The sequence below is a fragment of the Pseudooceanicola lipolyticus genome, assembly GCF_002786325.1.
GTDB classification, from domain to species: Bacteria; Pseudomonadota; Alphaproteobacteria; order Rhodobacterales; family Rhodobacteraceae; genus Pseudooceanicola_C; species Pseudooceanicola_C lipolyticus.
This window is the reverse complement of record NZ_PGTB01000004.1, coordinates 14,727-30,855: the sequence shown is the minus strand read 5'-3', so window position 1 is coordinate 30,855 and position 16,129 is coordinate 14,727. Positions and strand designations below refer to the sequence as shown.

The following is a 16,129-nucleotide window of genomic DNA, read 5'->3' as shown; positions in this document are numbered from 1 at the left end:
ACTTGGAGGGGGATGGCTTGGCCGGCACCGGGTTCTGACGGCTCTGGATCAGCCTGGATTTTCCAACAAGCACGCCCCCGCCAAGATCGGCAGGGGCGGGTCGGACGCAGGCGTTGCAGCGGGCCTTCAGCGGCGTGGCGAGAGCCGGATATCCGCGGTGCGGGCATGGGCCTCCATGCCTTCCAGCCGGGAAATCCGTGCGGTGACCTCGGCCACCCGCTGCGCCGCCTCTTTGGTCGAGCGCTGCCAGGTGACGGTCTTGAGGAACTTGTGCACCGACAGCCCGCCGGTATAGCGCGCCGCGCCAGAGGTCGGCAGCACGTGGTTGGGGCCGGACGCCTTGTCGCCGAAGGCGACCGTGGTCTCTTCGCCGAGGAACAGCGAGCCATAGGCCTTGAGCCGACCCAACCACCAGTCGAGGTCCTCGGCCTGCACATGCAGGTGCTCAGGCGCATAGCGGTCAGCCATCTGGGCCATTTCCTCGCGCGAGTTGCAGACGGCGATTTCCGCCAGGTTGTCCCAGGCGGCCTGGGCCGAACCCGCGTTCGCCGCGGGCAGCGACCCGATCAGAACCGGGATCATGTCGACCACCTGCTGTGCCATTTCTGCGTTGTTGGTGACCAGCCAGACCGGCGAGTCCGCGCCATGCTCCATCTGACCGATCATGTCCCAGGCAACGACCTCGGCATCGGCGGTGCCATCCGCGAGGATCAGGCTGTCGGTCGGCCCGGCGACCATGTCGATTCCGACCCGGCCAAAAAGCTGCCGCTTGGCTTCGGCCACCCAGGCATTGCCGGGCCCGGCCAGCGTATCCACCGCCGGAATGTCAAAGAACCCGAAGGCCATCGAGGCGATCGCCTGCACGCCCCCCATGCGCAGGATCCGGTCCGCTCCGGCCAGGTGCATTGCATAGGCCATCTCGTCCGAAATGCCCTGCGCCCCGCGCGGCGGCGAACTGGCGGCCACGAACTCCACCCCCGCCGCCTTGGCGGTGGTGATCGTCATCAGCGCCGAGGCAACGTGGCTGAACCGTCCACCAGGTGCATAGCAGCCTGCGCTCAGCACAGGGATCGACTTCTGCCCGGCGAAAAAGCCCGGCGCCATCTCGATCTCCATATCGCTCAGCGTGGCGCGCTGCGCCTCAGCAAAGCGGCGGATGTTGTCATGAGAGAAGTCGATATCGGCACGCACCGAGGGGGACAGGCGCTGGGTTGCGGCCGCAATCTCTTCCGGTGTGACGACGATGTCGCCCTCCCAATTGTCGAACTTGCGGGCAAAACGCAGCGCCTCGGCCTCGCCGCCCTTCTCGATGGCCAGCAAGATGTCCGTCACCTGGTCGCGGAGCTCGATCTGGCGTTCGGGCGCATGCGGAATGGCGGTTTTAAGATATTGGACAGTCATTTGGCCGAAATGGCTCCTTGGTTGGATGGGGCGATGGAAGCCGCCGCATGGGTCACGCAGGCGTTCACCAGCACGTCAAGGCTGTCGACCAACACCAGCGGCGCCGCCGTCAGCCGCGGTGCGACAATCGAAAATTCCGAGCAGCCGATGACCGCGACAGGCGCACCCGCCGCAGCAAGCTCGGCGGCGGCCTCCTTCAGGATTGGCAGCGCGGCGTCGACCTGCCCGCCCTTGATCGCACGGATCGCCGACAGCACGCGCTGCCGGTCGGCCGGATACATGACCTCGCGGCCCAGAACCGAGAAGGCACGGGCAAACACGCCGGTGATCTCGACCGCCGGCGAGGCCAGGATGCCGACCGGCCCGTCGGGATACGCGCGCGCCACTGCCTCGGCGGTCAATTCCACCATGTTCAGCACCGGCACCTGCACCGCGCCGGCAATCGCCGGGTAATAGCTGTGCGCCGTGTTGCACGGCATCACCAGCAGCCCGGCACCCGCCGCGACCAGTTTTTGCGCCATCCCGACAAGGACGGGGGTGGGATCTTCACCGGTCTTGTCGATCAGATGGGCAATGCGGGACGGCACCTGGGTGTTGCTGTCCACGAGCAGCGGGATGTGATCGGCATCATCATCGGCCGGCGTGGCGGCCAACAGGCGCGACATCAGCAGGATGGTTGCCTCTGGCCCCATGCCGCCCAGCACTCCGATCACCTCGCGCATTTGCCCCTGGTCCTGTCTTTGCTCGGTTCTATCAAGCGGCCAGCGTCACCAGCCGCGGTTCCTCGAAGGTCGCGCGGTAGCCGAAAAGGCCAGCCGAACCGCCGGTGTGCAGAAAAACAATGTTCTCTGCGGCGTCGAACGCGTTTTTCCGCACCAGGTCGATCAGCCCTGCCGCCCCCTTGCCGGAATAGACCGGGTCCAGCAGAATTCCCTCATAGCGGGCAAACATCTCGATCGCCTCGACTGTTCCCGCATTCGGAATGCCATATCCCTCGCCGACATAATCGGTATTGGCAACCACATCCTCGCGCGAAACGATGCCGGGACATCCCAGTTTCTCTGCAGTTTTCTGAGCAAGGGCAAACACGTTTGCTTCCTGCTTTTCCTTCGGCGCCCGCACCCCGATCCCCAGCAGCGGGATGCCGGAATTGAGCGCGCGCAATCCGGTGACCAGCCCAGCCTGCGTCCCGGCCGACCCGGTGGCGTGGATCAGGCGGGAAATCTTCAGGCCCATCTCGTTGGCCTGGTTCACCAGTTCCAGCGCGCAATTGGCATAGCCAAGCGCCCCGACCGGGTTCGAACCACCACCGGGAATGATATAGGGCGTTTTGCCTTTCGAGCGCAGCTCGGCCGCAGCGGTTTCACAGGCCGCCACCATATCGGTATCGGCGGGCACATGTTCCACCGTCGCGCCATGCAGCGCGTCGAGCAGCACATTGCCATTCATCCGGTAGTCCGGGTCTTTGGATTGAGTCCGGTCCTCGAGGATCGCATGGCACTCGAGACCCAGCCGCGCACAGAAGGCGGCGGTCTGGCGGACGTGATTGGACTGGGTCGCGCCCTGCGTGATGACCACATCGGCCTTTTGCGCCAGTGCCTCGCCCATCAGGAACTCAAGCTTGCGGGTCTTGTTGCCCCCTGTCGACATGCCGGTGCAGTCATCCCGCTTGATCCAGAGGCGCGGACCGTTGAGCGCGTCGGACAGCCGGTTCATCGGTTCCAGTGGCGTCGGCAGGTGGGCCAGGCGAATACGGTCAAAACGCGCGAAATGCATAGTAGAAACTCCGACATAGTGTTCCAGCAAAGAATACAATGAAGATTTTCGCTTCTCAAATGCCAAGTTTCCGACCTATTATGCATCATGTGCATATTTCAAGGACATTTACATGAAACTGGAATGGCTGGAAGACATCATCGCGATCTTTGAAAGCGAGTCGCTGAACGAAGCGGCCACCCGCCGCTATTTGACCCAGCCGGCCTTCTCGCGCCGGGTGCGCAGCATCGAGGAATATCTGGGCGTCGAATTGATGGACCGCAGCCGCAAGCCCGCCCGCCCGACCGGGATGCTGGTGGAACAGGAAGACCGGCTGCGCCGCCTCTCGACCGACCTCAAGGGACTGGTGATTGATCTGCGCAAGGCCGACCGACAGGTCCGAAGCCGGGTCGTGATCGCCAGCCAGCACGCCATCACCACTTCGCTTCTCCCGCCACTGATTGCAACGCGTCTTGACGCACTGGGCTACAGGCTGCGCCTGCGGTCGGCCAACCGGTCCGAATGCTGGGGCATGCTGATCACCAAGGAGGCGGATCTGGTTTTGACCTATCAGTCGATCAGCGAACTCTCCAATCCGCCCGAGGAATATGTCGAGCAACTCGTGATTTCAAAGGAAGATCTGATTCCTGTCGGCACCGCCGCGCTTCGCGACCAGATCGACGCCGGCCGACTGCCCGTCATCGCCTACCCATCGGATGTCTTCATGGGCAAACTGATCGATAGCGAGGTGCATCCCTATCTCTCCGACAGCATGTCGCGCGAAATCAAGGTCGAAACCGCCCTGACGGTCGCGGCGATGCAACTGGCGGCAAACGGGGTGGGAATCGCCTGGATTCCCCGGTCGATGCTGGAAAACCTGCCCGCAAAGAATGGCCTTTTGAGCTTTTCCGACATCCTGCCCACACCACGGATCGCGACGGTGGCGACCCGGCTGATCGGCAAGAAATCGAACGCCGAACAGGCGATTTGGAAAGAACTTGAAACCGTCCACGGCAAATAGGCGCGTGCCGTCCGCCCCTTTCGCCCACGCACCCTTAGCCAGTGACCCGAGCCGTGCTTGCTGATCTCTGGCCCGCAGGGAGGGCCCGACCGAAACCGGTCGTCCACTAACGAGAGAACTCTCTGGAAAAACGGTGGCTTTTCGACATGAGCTTCATGGCGATCGGTCGGTGGCGGAGAGACAGGGATTCGAACCCTGGAGACGGTTTCCCGCCTACACACTTTCCAGGCGTGCGCCTTCGACCACTCGGCCACCTCTCCGTAGAGGCCCTCTTAACGCCCCTGGGGGGCTGCGCACAAGAGGAAGTTGGCCATTTTGCAGCGGGAATTCGTGCCAAAAAGACCGGCGCCGGAAGGCCGGCGCCGGAGGGGGGTCATGCGGGCAGCAGACCGGCAGGGCGCCCGGCGGCCGCCTTGAGCGAGCGGCGGGCAACGGCGCCAGCAGCCAGCAGGACGGTTCCAAGCAGCAGGCCGGTGGCGGGCACCGGCACCGGGCTGGCCGTCTGGAACGAGACGGTCACGCCGACAGGGTTCTTGATTCCGCGCTCTTCAAAGAAGATCGAGAAAATCGTGCCCTTGGGGAAAATCGTTCCGACCAGGAAATCACCCGCAAACGAGGCTTTCCCGACGGTAACGACGGTGTCGAAGAAATCGGAGGTCGGGGTCGTGTATCCGAACGTGACCTTGTTCAGGTCATTGCCCGAATTCGTGCCCGTGGCCGACAGGCTGAAAGCGTCAATGAAGAGCGCCTGCAGGGCCTTGAATTTGAACTCGAGAGTCTGGCCGGAAAGCAGAGTTCCTGTCTTGGAATAGGCGGCGTTCACGGTGATGTCGGAAGACACCACAGCGGCCCGGCCATTCCCCGGCAATGCCGTGGCAATCGCCACAGCGAGCAAGAACGCACTAATCTTAGCGAACATGATTGATCCGAAGATAAAGGTTGGAGCCCTTGCCACCATGGTCCCGTCGTGCCGGTCGGACGCGACGAATTTGACCGAAAAGCCGTAAAGGAACACAGCGCAAGTGATTTCTCATGCCCGGCTTTCGTGAAGCCGTCAAATCACTTCGTTGAAGGAAATCGAAAATCGGTAACGGTATGGCAGGGTGTCACAAATTCCGCTGCGAAACGCGGCAAACCTCAGTCCAGATGCAGGTAGACCCGACGGTTCTGCTTGCCCTTCTTTTCGATCTTGCCCAGCCGCACGGCGCCGATTTCACCGGTGCGGCGCACATGGGTGCCGCCGCAGGGCTGCAGATCGACCTGGGCCGCGCCCTGCCCGATGCGCACCAGCCGGACGCGCCCGGCGCCGCGCGGCGGGCGGACCGACATGGTTTTGACCAGGCCGGGATTGGCGTCCAGCTCGGCATCGGTGATCCAGCTGTCGCTGACCTTCAGGTCGCGGGCGATCAGGGCCACCAGTTCCGCCTCCAGCGCCGCCTTGTCGGCGGGCGCCTCGGGCATGTTGAAGTCCAGCCGTCCGCGCCCCTGCGAGATCGCCCCGCCGGTCACCGGCAACGGGATCACCACCGACAGCAGGTGCAGCGCGGTATGCACCCGCATGTGCCCCCAGCGGCGCTCCCAGTCGATCTGCTGGGTCACCTCGGCCCCCGGCGGCGGCGCCACGGCACCTTCGGCCGGCACCAGCGCGATATCCTCGGGGCCAGCCTTGACGGTGTCGGCCACCGCCATCCGACCGCCCGACCACTCCAGCCAGCCGCTGTCGCCCGGCTGGCCGCCGCCGGTGGCGTAGAACAGGCTGCGGTCCAGCAGCACCGCGCCGTCCGCTGTATGGCCCACCACCCGGCCCGAGGCGCTACGCGCGTAGGCGTCAGCGAGGAACAGCGCCTCGGTCATCGCGGCACCTCGGGGTTGTCGGGCGTCTCCGGCGCCTTGGGCGGATCGGTGGTGTCATCCGGTGCGCTGTTGGCCGGCGTGGCGTCACCGCCGCGCAGCGCCTCGGGGTTGCGCAGCCAGACGTCGCGCTGGGCGAAGGGAATCTCGATCCCCTCTTCGGCAAAGCGCTTGGCAATCAGGTGGTTCATCTCGGTCTGCACCGCCAGCACCCAGTTGACGTCGCGCAGGATCGCCCGGATCTCGAAATTCATGCTGTCGGCGCCGAATTCCTTGAAGGCGATAAAGGGGGCCGGATTGGCCAGCACCATCGGGTGCGAATTGGCAATCTCGGTCAGGACGGCTTCGACCTTGCGGGTGTCGGTGCCATAGGCGACGCCGATGCCGACGATCACCCGGCCGATTGTGTTGCCGCGGGTATAATTGGTGACCGTACCGCTGATCAGGTCCGAATTCGGCACGATCACGTCGGTGCGGTCGAAGGTTTCGATCCGGGTGGAGCGGACCGAGATGTCGCGGACATAGCCCATCTGCGAGCCCACCGCGATCCAGTCGCCCTTGGAGATCGGCCGTTCGATCAGCAGGATGATGCCCGAGACGAAGTTCGACACGATGTTCTGCAGGCCAAAGCCGATGCCGACCGACAGCGCCCCGGCGACATAGCCCAGCGCGGTCAGGTCGATGCCGGCGCTGGTGATGGCGATCAGCCCGGCCAGGAAGATACCGACATAGCTGATCCCGGACAGCAGCGCGGTCTGCCCGCCGGCGTCGATCCGGGTCTTGGGCAACACGACCGAGCGCAGCGCCCCCTGCACCAGCCGCGTCGCCAGATAGCCCAGCATGAAGACGATGACGAAGGTCAGGAAATCGACCGGCGAGATACGGCTGTCGCCGACGGCAAAACCCTCCTGGAACCGCGCCCACAGCTCGGTCAGGTCGGCGACGCGGGCGCCCCAGATCAGCGCCAGCACCGGCAGCGCCGCCAGGCTCAGGGCAAAGCCCATCAGCACCGGGATCAGCCCGCCGGTTTCGGCATCGCGTTCGCCGGTGATCAGGAAATAGATCTCGTAGAACAGCCGCTGGAACACCACCAGCAGCGCGAACAGAAGCAGCGATGACACCGCCGGATAGACCAGCGCCGTGGCCGCGGCGCTATAGCCGATGGCGCCCATCACCGGGCCGACCACGCCGATCAGCATCGCCGCCTTGCCGACCAGCCACATCAGCCGCATGCCAAAGACCTGTTCGGTCTCCTCATCGGTGTTCGGGTTCACCGAGGACAGGATCTGCCCCATCCGGAACAGCGTCAGCCCGACCAGCACCAGAACCGGCAGTTCCAGCACGTTGGTGACATTGGAAGAATAGGATCCGCTGATGCTGGCCGTGCCGATCAGATCATGCGCCACCAGGCCGATGCCGAAAACGATGCTGTAGAACCGCGCCTCCTTGCGGCGGGCCGGTTCCAGCTGAAACGCGGCGGTGCGATCGCTGCGCGAAAACACCCGTTCGCCCACCCACCAGGTCAGCAGGATGGTCGCCCCCCACCCGGCCAGGTGCTCGATCAGCGGCTGGCCGTGAATGCCGATCAGCCCGGTCAGCTGCGCGGCGATGGTCAACAGCAGCAGCCCCGCCAGCGGCACCACGATCTGCCCCAGCGAGGCGATAAAGCTGGACACTTCCGATCCCGGCCGGGTGCGGCTGCGCAGGAAATTGACCAGCCGGGTGACCCAGCGGCGGCCGCGCGCGATCAGCACCAGGCCCAGCACCAGCAGCAGCAGAACCACCGGAAGGTTGGAATAGAGCTGCCGACGTTCAACGGGCGATTCCCAGGCAGTGCTGGTCTCGTCGACAATTTCCCCCAGGGTTTGCAGCAATGCCTGGCCGGTTTCGGTCCAATGCGCCGGGTTCAGCGGGGTGGGCCCCAGTTCCAGCAACCGGTTGGTGCGCCGTTCCCGTATCAGGTTGTCGATCTCGCGGATCAGCCCGTCGGCGCGGGTATAGGCCTCTTCGGCCGACACCACCGGTGCGCGCAGGCGCGACAGCTGTTCGTTCAGCTCTGCCCGCCGAGCGGCGACATCTGTACTTTCGGGTTGTTCGCCGGCCTCGGTATCGGGCGCCGGACCCAGGGCGGCAATCTGCTGGCGCAGGGTGTCGATGCGCTCGCTGTTCTGGCTTTGCGCCGACAGGAAGCTTTCCCGCCAGGCGGCCAGGTCGCGGCGCAGCACCTCCAGCGCCTGGTCCGAGGCGCGGCCGGTCTCGATGGTGGTTTCGGCACGGTTCGCGGTGCGCGTCCAGTCCTCATAATTGATCGGCTCCTGCGCCAGCGCGGCGCAGGCCCAGAACACCAGGCCCAGCACCAACAGCCATGTCCGCAGAATCGCGAAATGCGGATATGCCATGGCGCGCCGGCTCAGCTGTCCACGAAAACGCCGGGGATCGACGCGGGGGCGCGGGTCATCCAGCCCGGCACCGGCAGGCCCTTTTCCTTCAGGAATTCGGGATTGAACAGCTTGGACTGATAACGCGTGCCATAGTCGCACAAGATGGTCACGATGGTATGGCCCGGCCCCAACTCGCGGGCCAGCCGGACCGCCCCGGCCACGTTAATACCGGTCGATCCGCCGACGCACAGCCCCTCGTCCGACAACAGGTCGAAGACATAGGGCAGCGCCTCTTCATCGGGGATCTGGTACAGGAAATCGGGGCGGAACCCGTCGAGATTGGCGGTGATCCGGCCCTGGCCGATGCCCTCGGTGATCGAACTGCCTTCGGGTTTGGCCTCACCCTGGTCATAAAGCGAATAGATGCCGGACCCCATCGGATCGGCCAGGCCGATCTTCACCCCCTTGGGCTGCAGCGCCATGCCGACCCCGGCCAGTGTCCCGCCCGAGCCGACCGAGCAGACAAAGCCATCGACCTTGCCGCCGGTCTGTTCCCAGATTTCCGGGCCGGTGCCGTCGATATGCGCCTGCCGGTTGGCGACATTGTCGAACTGGTTGGCCCAGATCGCGCCATTTTGTTCGCTCTTGGCAATCTCTTCGGCCAGACGCTGCGAATAGCGCACGTAATTGTTCGGATTCTTATAGGGCGCCGCCGGCACCTGGACCAGCTCGGCCCCGGCCAGGGTGATCATATCCTTCTTTTCCTGGCTCTGGGTTTCCGGGATCACGATCACCGTGCGAAACCCCAAAGACGCCCCCACCAGCGCCAGGCCGATGCCGGTATTGCCGGCGGTGCCTTCGACGATGGTGCCGCCGGGCTGCAAATCGCCGCGTGCAACCGCATCGCGGATGATCCACAGCGCGGCGCGGTCCTTGACCGATTGTCCGGGGTTCATGAATTCGGCCTTGCCCAGGATCTCGCAGCCGGTTTCCTCGCTGGCCCGTTTCAGCCGGATCAGGGGTGTGTTGCCGACTGCCTCGGCCAGGTCGCGTGCGATGCGCATGGGACGTCCTCCAATATCTTGACTAAGCTGTAGCCGGGCATCCCTGCAACCACAAGCGGCTGAGGGCAAACAGCGGTCCTGCACCGGCGCCGCAATGCCAGTTCCGCGCCTGCGGTGCGGCGGCAAATGGAACGCCTGTCGCGCCTGCCCCGGCGTCGCGCGGGATGTTATCCCTGTTTGCGCAGCCGCTCGCGATGCCGCGCCAGCCACAGCGCGCAGGTGACCAGCGGCATGTCGCGATAGAGGTGCCGGTCCACCCCGTCCATCAACGCGTCATAGCTGAGGATCGCGCTGCGGATGTCCTCGCCTTCATGATCCAGTCCGCCACCGCCATTGGGCTGGCCCGACAGGTCGGCGATGCCGATGAAAAGGTTGAGGAACTCGTTCGACGAACCGGTCGAGGAATAGACCCCGCCGGCCGGTTCCAGCCGCCGCAGGTTCAGCCCCGCCTCTTCCTCGGCCTCGCGATGGGCCGAGGTCTCGGGTGTTTCGCCGGGATCGACCAGCCCCGCCACCGGCTCCCACACCCAGGGCGCCCGGTCGCCGGCCATGAAAACCGGCGCGCGGAACTGTTCGACCAGCAGCACCCGGTCCAGCACCGGATCATAGGGCAGCACAACCACCGCCTCGCCCACGTTGATCATGCCGCGGTTCAGCACCGCGCTCATGCTGCCGTCATGGCGGCGAAAGCGCAGCTCGATCTCTTCCATGCCAAAAAAGGACAGGTAGGCGCGGCGATGGTCGACAACCTCGACATCGCGGGTCACGTCACGGTCGGGATCGGCGGGGCGCGACCGGGCCGAGACCCAGGCGGTGGCGTGAATGCCGATGGGAGTGAAGTTGCGGGCGATCTGATCGAGGGTGAAGCGCCCGTACCAGGCCATGATTTCTTCCGCCGCGCGCATGTTGATTGCCGCCCAGCGCGCCTGCCAGTCGGACAGGTTCCAGGGCGCGCCAGTTGCCCAGCGGCCCGGTTCGGGAAAAAAGACATTTGCACAGGCCGGGCCCTGCGCCGTCTGCACCGTCACTTGCTTGTCGCCGAACGCGAAGCCGCCCTCGTAGAACCGCAGCCGCGCCTCGTCCTCGGCGCTCAACTCCCGCGCCAGCAGCCCGGTGGCCTGCTGCCCCGGCGCGGGCTCCAGCAGGGGAAAACCTTCGCCCTCGGCCCAGAAGGCCGCATGGTCGGGCAAGGTGGCGGGCTGCAGGGAAATCCCGCTGCGCCCGAGCACACGTTCCAGCAGCGGCACATGGCAGAGCGTGCCGTAGAAAAACAGGTCAGCCACGTTTGCTGCCTTTCAGATCAAGAAACCCTCAGCGCCATCGGCGCCATGCAAATTCTGTCGCCAGCCCCGCCAGCACCCCGCCGATCAGCAGCGTCGCGATGATATGCGGCGCCAACAGAACCGCCCCGTCCTTCAGCCCGATGCGGATGATCGCACCAATCGCCTCGAATGGGCCGTCATAGCGGTTGCGCAGCGCCTGGCGCCACATTTCATAGGCGCCTTGCACGAAAACGCCCCAGAACACCAGAACCACGATGCCGGTCAGACCGTTATTGATGGCCGAGGTGATCCCCCGGCCCGCCCGCTTGCCCATCACGATCCAGCCGGTCAGCACGCCGAGGGCCATATTGACCCAGGTGAAATAGCCGAAATCCATGCCCTCGGGCATCAGCGGCATGATCTGGCCTGAAACGATGAAGGCGATCAGGGCAAGGCCAAGTGCGGCAACTAGACGGGCGGCGTCGGGCATTTTCGTTCCATGCTTCGGGTCCGCGGCTGAAAGGGCGCGACATCGGCGGCGCCGCAATGTCACGGGCTGGCACCGGCGAAGTCAATTGGTATTTCCACATCCTTTTGACTCTGTTGTCAAAATTCATCTGTGCGGAACATGGGCCCGGTCAGGACCGGCGTTGCTGATAGGCCGCCAGCGCCGCCTCGCGGCCTTCTTTCAGGCCGACCACCGGCTCGGAATAAGGATCGTCCGGCGACAGGTTCCAGCTGCGCGGCACCGCGTCGAAATAGCTCAGCGCCTCGGCGCCGGGATCGACCTGGCCCTCGGCGATCCAGCGTTTGAGATAGGTTTCGTCGGGGTCGAATTTCTGCGCCTGCGTTTCCGGATTGAAGACGCGGAAATAGGGCGCGGCATCGGGGCCGGAGCCGGCCACCCATTGCCAGCCCATCGCGTTCGAGGCCGGATCCCAGTCGATCAAGCAGTCGGCAAACCACTCCATGCCGATTTTCCAGTGGCACATCAGGTGTTTGGTCAGATAGCTCGCGACAATCATCCGGGCGCGGTTGTGCATCCGACCGGTCACGTACATCTCGCGCAGCCCGGCATCCACCAGCCGCACCCCGGTCCGGGCGTGTTTCCAACGCTGGACCTCGCGGAACCGTTCATCCTCGTTCCAGGGAAAGCCGTCCCATTCCTCGCGCCAGTTGCCGCTGAGGATGCGCGGGGTGTGGTACATCAGCTGATAGGCAAACTCGCGCCAGGCCAGTTCCTTGCGGAAGGTCTCGGCCCCCTTGCCGCCGTCACGCTGGGCCACGGCCCAGCAGCGGCGGGCGCTGATCTCGCCCAGCGACAGGTATTCGGACAGGCCCGAGGTGGCATCCTGCGCAACCATGTCGCGCCGCGACGCATAGCGTTCGGCGGCTTCTTCCATGAACCAGTCGAACCGTTCCTGCGCCGCCGCCTCGCCCGGGCGGCAATGGTCCTGCACCACCGCCGCGCCGCGATTCATCGCCGCGCCAAGCTTCCAGTCCTCCAGGGCATCGGAACCGGGCCAGCTTTCGGGGGCGTTCAACCTTCCCGGTTCGGGCAGTGGCGCGTCGATCTCGCGGTTGCGCACCGATTTCCACATCGGCGAGAACACCTTGTAATGGCCGCCGCTTTCGGTTTCGACGGTCCAGGGTTCGAAGACCAGATGCCCGGCAAAGGACCGCGCCTCGATCCCGTCATCCTCCAGCGCCTTTTTCACCGCGCTGTCGCGGGCGATGCTGTCCGGATCGTATAGCCGCGACCAATAGACCGCCCCGGCGCCGGTTTCGCGGATCAGCTTGCGCAGCACCTCCTGCGCCTTGCCCCGCCGCAGGATCAGACGGCTGCCCTTGTTCTCCAGCGCCGCGGCGAAACGCTCCAGCCCCTGCCCCAGCCGCCATTTCGGCGCCGCGCCCAAGGCATCGGTTTCATCATCGAGGATGAATACCGGGATCACCGGCCGACCGCCTTGCGCCGCCGCGGTCAGGGCGGGATGGTCGGCCAGCCGCAGGTCGCGGCGAAACCAAAGGATGATCGGTGCGCGGTCGCTCGGCAATACGGCCTCCTGTTGTCGTCCGGCCCGCGCGGGTCAGGCGCAGGTCACAGCAGATCGTCGAACGCGTCGATCAGCTTCTCCACTTCCTCGGCGCTGGTGTAGTGGGTGAAGCTGACCCGCAGCACCCCCTGCCCCGCGGGCACCCCCATCGCCTCCAGCGCGCGGCAGGCATAGAAATCGCCACCACCGGCCATGATGCCACGCTGCGCCAGCGCCTCGACCACCGGTTCCGGATCGCGGCCCAGGTCCAGCGCCACGGTCGGCGCGCGCCCCTTGGCCACCGACGGCCCGAGAAGGCGTAAGGTATTGCGCGATTTGACCGCGTCCAGCAGCGGTTGCAGCAACTCCTCTTCCCGCGTGCGCATCAGGTCGTGCACGAAGGCGCCGCGCGCCGCCGCGCCCTCCTTTGGCCCGCCATGGTGATCGGCCAGCGCATCGACATAGTCGGCCATGCCGGCACATGCGGCAATCTGCGCGTGGTCTGGCCCCGCCGGTGTAAAGCGTTTGTACAGCGGTTCGGCGTTGAAATAATGCGCCTGGTTCGGCAGCAGCTTGCCCAGTTCGCGCCGGATCACCATCAGGCCCTGATGCGGCCCATAGGTCTTGTAGGCCGAAAACAGGTAGATATCCGGCCCCAGATTGCCGACATCCGGGAAACCGTGCGGCGCGTAGGACACCCCGTCGACACAGGCAAAGGCGCCGGCGGCATGGGCCATGGCGGTGATCTCGGTGACCGGGTTGATCTCGCCCACCACGTTGGAACAATGCGGAAAACAGACCAGCCGCACCGAGTCATCCAGCAGCGGTTCCAGCGTTTCGGGGTCAAGATGGCCGGTGTCCGGGTCCATCTTCCATTCGCGGATCTCGATCCCTTCAGCCTGCAGCCGCCGCCATGGGCCGCTATTGGCCTCGTGATCCTGGTTGGTGACGACAATCGCCTCGCCTGGCTGCAGCCACTGGCGGAAGGCCTGCGCCAGCACATAGGTGTTCTGCGTCGTCGAGGGGCCAAAGCTCAGCTCGTCGGTCGCCACGCCAAGCAGCGCCGCCATCCGGCGGCGCGCCTCGTCCATCTCTTCTCCGCCCAGGCGGCTGGGCGTGGCCGGGCCATAGGGCTGGATCTTGCGCTCGGTGTAAAAGCGGGTCAGCCGGTCGATCACGAAGCCGCAGGCATAGGAGCCGCCGGCATTCTCGAAATTGGCCAGCCCCTGAAGGCCGGGCCGGCGAAAGGCAGGGAACTGCGCGCGGACATATTCGGTATCTAGAGCCATGCGCGCAGCAGAATATGAAAAACCCCCGGAGCGCAAGCGCCGGGGGTTCCGATCATCGCGTCGCGCGATTCAGCTCTGGCGTTCGGCCACCAGGCCGCGCCAGATCGCCCAGCACATCAAAAGCAGGACAACGGTAAAGGGCAACCCGGTCGAGATCACCATGGATTGCAGCGATTGCAACCCGCCCGCCGACAGCAGCAGCACGATGGCCACGGCGCCTTCGAAGATGCACCAGAACACCCGCTGCGGCACCGGCGCATCGACCTTGCCGCCGGCGGTGATGGTGTCGATCACCAGCGACCCGGAATCCGACGAGGTGACGAAGAACACGATCACCAGGATGATCGCGATCAGCGAGGTGATGCCCGCCAGCGGCAGCTGGTTCAGCATCTTGAACAGCTGCAGCGGCAATTCCGCGTCTTGCGCGGCGGTATAGCCGTCCTGCACCACCTGCTGGATGGCGACGCCGCCAAAGACGCTCATCCACAGCACGCAGACCAGCGACGGGATCAGCAGCACGCAGGTGACGAATTCGCGCACCGTGCGGCCCCGGCTGACACGGGCGATGAACATGCCGACAAAGGGCGACCAGGAGATCCACCAGGCCCAGTAGAACGAGGTCCAGCCCTGTTCGAAATTAACATCCTCGCGCCCGACCGGATTCGACAGCGCCGGCAGGTATTGCAGATAGGCCATCAGATAATCGCCAAATCCGGTCAGGATCGCCAGCGTCGGGCCGGCCAGCAGCACGAACAGCAGCAGCAGGAAGGCCAGGCCCATATTGATCTCGGACAACACCTTGACGCCGCCGTCCAGCCCGCGCAGGACCGAGATCAGCGCCACCGCGGTGATTGCCGAGATCAGCACCACCTCGGTGGTGGACCCGATCGGCACGCCGAACAGCTCGTGCAGCCCGGCATTGGCCTGGGTCGCACCAAAGCCCAACGAGGTGGCCAGGCCGAACAGCGTGGCAAACACCGCCAGCGTGTCGATGACATGGCCCCACCAGCCCCAGACCCGGTCGCCGAGGATCGGGTAGAAGGCCGAACGGATGGTCAGCGGCAGACCCTTGTTATAGGTGAACAGCGCCAGCGCCAACGCCACCACCGCATAGATCGCCCAGGGATGCAGCCCCCAGTGGAAGATGGTCGCCGCCATCCCCAGCCGGATCGCGGCCTGTTCATCGCCAACCGCCGCGCCCAGCGGCGCCCAGTCGGTGCGCACGCCATCTTCGACCGCGGTGCCGCCGAAGGACGAGGAGAAATGGCTCATCGGTTCGGAGACGCCGTAGAACATCAGGCCGATGCCCATGCCGGCGGCAAACAGCATCGCGAACCAGCCGGCATAGGAGTAATCCGGCGCCGCCTCGGCCCCGCCCAGCCGGACCGAGCCCAGCGGCGTGACGATCAGCAGCAGGCAGAAGATCACGAAGATATTGGCGGCGCCCAGGAAGAACCAGTCGAACCCCTTGGTGACGAAGGAAAACAGCCAAGAAAAGGCCGCCCCCGCCTGCTCCGGCAACGCCAGCGTGTAGAACACGAAGGCAACGATGGTCAGCCCCGAGATCGCGAACACCGGGTTGTGGATGTCAAAGCCGATCGGACCGACCTGGCCATCGATATTATCCTGACCGATCTCATAATCGGTATCGATGATATCCGCCGCGCCCTCGGGCTCGGGGATACCCTGGTTGTTGGTTGTATCGGCCATCTCAGCCCCTCCCACGGCGTTGCGCCTGTCGGCTGGGGGCACCGGCCCGCCGCCGCGCACGGCCGGGTCGGCGTGCCGGCCCATAGCGATCCGCATGGGCGAGGCCCACCGGAGTTTTGTATGTTGTGAACACGTCTGTCCCTCCTGTCCCGCGCCGGGTTCCGGGGGCCTTGGTGCAGCCCTCTGGTCGAACGCCGGCGCGTTCCGCTTGGTCAATCAGGGGGCCCTTGCGGCGTCTCCGAAGGGCGTCCGCCTGGGACAAGGGTAACGGGAAAAGCGGGGCAAGATCAAATCGGCACGGCGCAAGGCGTTACGAATACGACACAAAGCGGTGTGCCCGGCCCCCGCCGGAACCGGGCAGA

The 16,129-nt window shown here is 65.1% G+C and carries 13 protein-coding genes and 1 tRNA gene; 1 reads left to right on the top strand and 13 read right to left on the bottom strand.

From position 1 onward, the window contains the following. Positions 1–126: 126 nt before the first annotated feature. From hisD to cuyA, 3 genes are read right to left on the bottom strand one after another with little or no spacing between them, the layout of a single operon-like run. Positions 127–1,401: a histidinol dehydrogenase gene (hisD, locus tag CVM52_RS03080; protein ID WP_100161131.1), complete on the bottom strand. Its 1,275-nt coding sequence runs from the start codon at positions 1,399–1,401 to the stop codon at positions 127–129. Next, positions 1,398–2,123, bottom strand: a complete 726-nt coding sequence (gene cuyB, locus CVM52_RS03075) for a cysteate racemase (RefSeq protein ID WP_100161130.1) — start codon at positions 2,121–2,123, stop codon at positions 1,398–1,400. Before cuyB ends, hisD begins: the two co-directional genes overlap by 4 nt. Before the next feature lie 31 nt (positions 2,124–2,154). Beyond that, complete coding sequence (cuyA, locus tag CVM52_RS03070; protein WP_100161129.1) at positions 2,155–3,177, bottom strand: D-cysteate sulfo-lyase; 1,023 nt, start codon at positions 3,175–3,177, stop codon at positions 2,155–2,157. 112 nt (positions 3,178–3,289) lie between these two features. Between cuyA and CVM52_RS03065 the strand changes: the two genes are divergently transcribed. Then, positions 3,290–4,177, top strand: coding sequence for a LysR family transcriptional regulator (locus CVM52_RS03065; protein WP_100161128.1), 888 nt, complete (start codon positions 3,290–3,292; stop codon positions 4,175–4,177). Positions 4,178–4,347: 170 nt separating this feature from the next. On the opposite strand, the gene CVM52_RS03060 is transcribed toward CVM52_RS03065, so the two are convergent. The 10 genes from CVM52_RS03060 to CVM52_RS03015 all read right to left on the bottom strand — a co-directional run bounded on the left by CVM52_RS03060 (position 4,348) and on the right by CVM52_RS03015 (position 15,767). Then, positions 4,348–4,437, bottom strand: a tRNA-Ser gene (locus CVM52_RS03060). Positions 4,438–4,550: 113 nt separating this feature from the next. After that, complete coding sequence (locus CVM52_RS03055; protein WP_133119774.1) at positions 4,551–5,096, bottom strand: hypothetical protein; 546 nt, start codon at positions 5,094–5,096, stop codon at positions 4,551–4,553. Between the two features lie 218 nt (positions 5,097–5,314). Then, positions 5,315–6,031: an alanyl-tRNA editing protein gene (locus tag CVM52_RS03050; RefSeq protein WP_100161126.1), complete on the bottom strand. Its 717-nt coding sequence runs from the start codon at positions 6,029–6,031 to the stop codon at positions 5,315–5,317. Then, complete coding sequence (locus CVM52_RS03045; protein ID WP_100161125.1) at positions 6,028–8,427, bottom strand: DUF3772 domain-containing protein; 2,400 nt, start codon at positions 8,425–8,427, stop codon at positions 6,028–6,030. The genes CVM52_RS03050 and CVM52_RS03045 overlap by 4 nt, the downstream gene beginning before the upstream one ends. Before the next feature lie 11 nt (positions 8,428–8,438). Next, positions 8,439–9,473, bottom strand: a complete 1,035-nt coding sequence (locus CVM52_RS03040) for a cysteine synthase A (RefSeq protein ID WP_100161124.1) — start codon at positions 9,471–9,473, stop codon at positions 8,439–8,441. 167 nt (positions 9,474–9,640) lie between these two features. Next, the gene (locus CVM52_RS03035) at positions 9,641–10,756 is read right to left on the bottom strand and encodes an NUDIX domain-containing protein (protein WP_100161123.1); all 1,116 of its coding nucleotides are present in this window, start codon (positions 10,754–10,756) and stop codon (positions 9,641–9,643) included. A gap of 28 nt (positions 10,757–10,784) precedes the next feature. Continuing rightward, the gene (locus tag CVM52_RS03030) at positions 10,785–11,225 is read right to left on the bottom strand and encodes a TrgA family protein (protein ID WP_100161122.1); all 441 of its coding nucleotides are present in this window, start codon (positions 11,223–11,225) and stop codon (positions 10,785–10,787) included. A gap of 148 nt (positions 11,226–11,373) precedes the next feature. After that, positions 11,374–12,789: a cryptochrome/photolyase family protein gene (locus tag CVM52_RS03025; RefSeq protein ID WP_100161121.1), complete on the bottom strand. Its 1,416-nt coding sequence runs from the start codon at positions 12,787–12,789 to the stop codon at positions 11,374–11,376. Between the two features lie 44 nt (positions 12,790–12,833). Continuing rightward, a complete protein-coding gene (locus CVM52_RS03020) occupies positions 12,834–14,057 on the bottom strand; it encodes an aminotransferase class V-fold PLP-dependent enzyme (RefSeq protein ID WP_100161120.1) in 1,224 nt (407 codons plus the stop codon). 69 nt (positions 14,058–14,126) lie between these two features. Beyond that, a complete protein-coding gene (locus CVM52_RS03015) occupies positions 14,127–15,767 on the bottom strand; it encodes a BCCT family transporter (RefSeq protein WP_100161206.1) in 1,641 nt (546 codons plus the stop codon). Positions 15,768–16,129 lie beyond the last annotated feature (362 nt).

Excerpts from the sequence above, each read along its gene's own strand:
- hisD (WP_100161131.1), bottom strand. The coding sequence starts at position 1,401 with ATGACTGTCCAATATCTTAAAACCGCCATTCCGCATGCGCCCGAACGC.
- cuyB (WP_100161130.1), bottom strand. The coding sequence starts at position 2,123 with ATGCGCGAGGTGATCGGAGTGCTGGGCGGCATGGGGCCAGAGGCAACC.
- cuyA (WP_100161129.1), bottom strand. The coding sequence starts at position 3,177 with ATGCATTTCGCGCGTTTTGACCGTATTCGCCTGGCCCACCTGCCGACG.
- CVM52_RS03065 (WP_100161128.1), top strand. The coding sequence starts at position 3,290 with ATGAAACTGGAATGGCTGGAAGACATCATCGCGATCTTTGAAAGCGAG.
- CVM52_RS03055 (WP_133119774.1), bottom strand. The coding sequence starts at position 5,096 with ATGTTCGCTAAGATTAGTGCGTTCTTGCTCGCTGTGGCGATTGCCACG.
- CVM52_RS03050 (WP_100161126.1), bottom strand. The coding sequence starts at position 6,031 with ATGACCGAGGCGCTGTTCCTCGCTGACGCCTACGCGCGTAGCGCCTCG.
- CVM52_RS03045 (WP_100161125.1), bottom strand. The coding sequence starts at position 8,427 with ATGGCATATCCGCATTTCGCGATTCTGCGGACATGGCTGTTGGTGCTG.
- CVM52_RS03040 (WP_100161124.1), bottom strand. The coding sequence starts at position 9,473 with ATGCGCATCGCACGCGACCTGGCCGAGGCAGTCGGCAACACACCCCTG.
- CVM52_RS03030 (WP_100161122.1), bottom strand. The coding sequence starts at position 11,225 with ATGCCCGACGCCGCCCGTCTAGTTGCCGCACTTGGCCTTGCCCTGATC.
- CVM52_RS03020 (WP_100161120.1), bottom strand. The coding sequence starts at position 14,057 with ATGGCTCTAGATACCGAATATGTCCGCGCGCAGTTCCCTGCCTTTCGC.
- CVM52_RS03015 (WP_100161206.1), bottom strand. The coding sequence starts at position 15,767 with ATGGCCGATACAACCAACAACCAGGGTATCCCCGAGCCCGAGGGCGCG.